Origin of the sequence: Citrobacter sp. (assembly GCF_050252275.1) — a bacterium.
Classification (GTDB): domain Bacteria; phylum Pseudomonadota; class Gammaproteobacteria; order Enterobacterales; family Enterobacteriaceae; genus Citrobacter_A; species Citrobacter_A amalonaticus.
Window position 1 is genome coordinate 1 of the sequence record NZ_JBFWLF010000375.1, and the last position, 3,529, is coordinate 3,529.

The following is a 3,529-nucleotide window of genomic DNA, read 5'->3' on the forward strand; positions in this document are numbered from 1 at the left end:
AGATCAAAGGTATTGAGTCGGTGATGACGATTGTCGATGGCAAAGTGGTGTATGCCGCCGGACAGTTTACTCCGCTCGCGCCGCCAGCGATCCCGGTTGTCCCGGACTGGTCTCCGGTGGTGAACGTGCCGGGGCACTATCGCGCGGCGCCGCCAGCCGCCGCGAAAGCAGGCGCCGTGGTGCAGATGCACCAGTGCTGCGGGAGCTGCGGCGTACACGGTCACCAGCATGATATTGCCCGCCAGTCGGGGATCCCGGTGTCTGACGATCGGGCCTTCTGGGGCGCGCTCGGCTGTTCGTGCTTCGCATTTTAACGCGCCAGCCGGATGTGTCGTTAACGGCATATCCGGCATTTTCACCTTCAGAGATAGCGCGAATGCAACAATTTGTGTCAATCTTAGTCGATCCCGTACAGTGAAGGTGAATACATGGACGACCTTTTAATCCCCGGCTGCATCATTCTGTTCTTCGCACTGGTCGTGGTGCCTGTTCTGGCGATTGTCGCCATCAGCCGAAGTTCAACGACGCGTGATGAGCTTGCCCGCTTACGCCGTCGGGTGGAGGAGCTTGAACAACGTGGCGTTGTTGCCCCTGCGATGACACCGACGGCAGCGGCACCGGTTCAGCCTGCGGAGACGGTTATGGAGAGCGACCCAGCTCCGATTCCGGTGGCGGCACCTGAACCTGAACCCAAACCGGCTCACGTCAACCCCTGGCGCTCGCATACGCCGCAGAACACGGCAAGCGCCGAGAAAATCGTCGAAAGAGACGTCCCTGTTGCCGCCGCGCAACCCTCCGCCTTTGGCGGTGTGATGTCATCGCTGGTGCGCTGGTTTATGCAGGGCAATCCGCTGGCTAAGCTGGGGATCCTGCTTCTCTTCCTCGGTCTCTCTTTCCTGTTGCGCTATACGGTCGAGCACTCCCTGTTCCCGCTTGAACTGCGTCTGGTTGCGGCGGCGCTGTTTGCGATTGTCCTGCTGGCGATAGGCTGGCGTCTGCGACATAAACAGCCGATCTATGCCCTCATTTTGCAGGGTGGCGCGACAGGTGCGCTCTATCTTACCGTCTTTGGCGCGTTTCGCCTCTGGCAAATGCTGCCGATGACGCTGGCCTTTGTGCTGCTGGTGGTTATCTGTGCGGCGAGCGTAGGACTGGCGATTCTGCAAAAAGCGCTCAGTCTGGCGATGCTGGCAAGCCTCGGTGGCTATCTTGCCCCACTGCTGCTTTCGACGGGAAGCGGTAACTATGTCGCGCTGTTCTCTTTCTATTTGCTGCTTTCGGTCGGCATTCTGGCGATCAGCGCCTGGCAACACTGGCGCGAGCTTAATCTGCTCGGCCTGCTTTTTACCTTTGGCGTTGGCGGTCTCTGGGGGCTGGATGACTATCAGCCAGCGTATTACCTGAACTGCCAATTGTTCCTGATAGCCAACATTCTGCTTTTTGGCGTGCTGAGCGTGGCGCTCTCGTTACGGGCGCAAGAGAAAGGCAGGCAGATTATTGATGGCGTTTTGTTGTTTGCGCCGCCGCTGATCGGTTTTGGCATGCAGTACGCCATTATCCGCCACTGGGAATATGGTCCGGCGCTCAGCGCGTTGGGCTACGGCGGTTTTTATCTGGTGCTGGCCTGGCTGGCATTACGTCGCTACCCGTCACAGGGCCGACCGCTGGTGCTGGCGGCACTGGCGCTGGGCGGCGCGTTTACCACGCTGGCGATCCCGCTGGCGCTGTCGGCGCAGTGGACGGCCATGGCCTGGGCGCTGGAAGGGGTGGGGATCCTGTGGCTGGGAGTACAACAGCAGCAGCGACGCATGAGTTACAGCGGTACCGCACTGCTGGTGCTGGCGCTCGGCAGCGCGCTGTGGGCGCAGGCGAACGACACCACTGCGCTTTCGCTGATGCTGATCTTTGCCGTCCTTAGCGTTTGCTGGCTGGCAGGGGCGTGGCTGTGGCGCAAGATTCATCTGCGCGGCAGCATGGGACTGCTGGCGGGCGGGGTGATTTTCTGGATTGTGGCGCTCGCGGGCGCGGCGCAGTGGCTGTTGACCTCCGATTCGCAGGTGATGGCGGGCGTGCTGGCGCTGATGGCCGTGTCGGTCTGTGGCTGGCGATTTGCCGCCGCACGCCTGACGTGGCAGGCGCTGGATACCTGCAAATGGTTGCTGTGGCCGATGATGCTGGTGGCGCTGCTGTTTCAGATTTCTCAGCAGCAGATTTTTGCCGCAGGCTGGCAGAATCTGGCCTGGTGTCTGGCATTGCCGGCGGCGGTGGCGTTGCTCTGGCGTGATGCTGAGGCGTTGCCGCCGCGTCTTTCCAGGCTGGCGCATCTCTCATTCTTCTGGATTATTCTGTTGGCGCTGGCGGCGGAACTGTTCTGGTTTGCCCGCGACCTGCCGTGGGGCATGGCGGCCTGGGGCAGCGGTGTGGCAATGGCGGCAGGCGGTGCGCTGATTTTCCTCGTCGCAATGGCCGTTCGTCGTCAGTTCTGGCCGTTCCGGGTCTGGCCCGCGCTGTATGCCTGTCAGGCGCTGATTCCCGTCGCGGCGGCATTGATCGGGCTGTTAGTGCTGACCAATTTGCAGGACGGCGTAGTCTACCGTCAGACCTGGCTACCGCTGCTCAATCCGCTGGAAGAAGGGGCGGCTTTTGCATTACTGGGATTGATCGTGTTTTATCGCGCCTGCCTGCGCTTTTTCCCGGTGCAGGTGTCGGTATGTCGTCCGTGGCCAGTGGTTGCCCTGGCCGCACTTGGCTTCTGGTGGCTGAACGGTATGCTGTTGCGCGCGTTGGCCTGGTATGGCGACGTGGCGTGGAACATGGAAGCGCTGTGGCATTCTCGGCTGATTCAGACCTGTTTTGCGCTGTTCTGGATGCTGGCGGCGCTGGTGGTGATGCTGCGCGCGACTCGCTATCGTTCACGCCGGGAATGGCTGTGCGGGGCGGCATTATTAGGGATTGTGATTGTGAAACTGATGTTGGTGGACAGCGCGCGTGGCGGCGGCCTGGCGCGTGCGGTTGCGTTTATCGGTGTGGCTATACTGGTGCTCATTGTCGGGTATTTTTCACCGTTACCGCCCAAAGCTGGAGAAGAAAAATGAAATGGATGAAAGCGGTATTATGTAGTGTGCTACTGGGCGTGGCAGGAACAGCCATCGGCAGTGATGACGTGAAGGAGTCACCGAGGGATTACGCGACGGGCGTTATGCTGGAAACGCTCGGCACATCGCCGTGGTATCGCGTGTCGCTCCCGCAGGCGGTGTACCTGGGGACCGCCTGGCCAGATTTGCGCGATGTCCGCGTTTTTAATCATGCGGGGGAGACGGTGCCGTTTACGCTGGTGGCGCAGAAAACCCAACCCGTTACGCCGCAAACGTTCACGCTGAGACTCTACCCTCTGGATATGTCGCCCGTCCCGCCGCGTGAGGAGGGGAGACGTAGCGGGGAATCTTTTGTCTTACGCTCGAAGACCGGCATTGAAATTCATCTGGAAAGTGATGACGTTAAAACTGTCTGGCAGAGCTATTTACTGATT

Annotated in this window: 2 protein-coding genes and 1 pseudogene; all 3 read left to right on the forward strand. The window is 60.4% G+C overall.

Annotated features, from left to right (window positions below):
* Nucleotides 1-314, forward strand: a pseudogene (locus AB7E14_RS21780) (amidohydrolase); the annotation flags it as partial.
* Between the two features lie 114 nt (nt 315-428).
* On the forward strand, nt 429-3,095 hold the full coding sequence (locus tag AB7E14_RS21785) for a DUF2339 domain-containing protein (protein WP_316961960.1): 2,667 nt from the start codon (nt 429-431) through the stop codon (nt 3,093-3,095).
* Nucleotides 3,092-3,529: DUF3999 family protein (locus tag AB7E14_RS21790; protein ID WP_428169949.1), on the forward strand; the 438-nt coding region annotated here is incomplete at its 3' end. The genes AB7E14_RS21785 and AB7E14_RS21790, both read left to right, overlap by 4 nt.

Bases quoted from the DNA above. Each gene is read 5' to 3' on its own strand.
- AB7E14_RS21785 (WP_316961960.1), top strand. From the start codon at position 429: ATGGACGACCTTTTAATCCCCGGCTGCATCATTCTGTTCTTCGCACTG.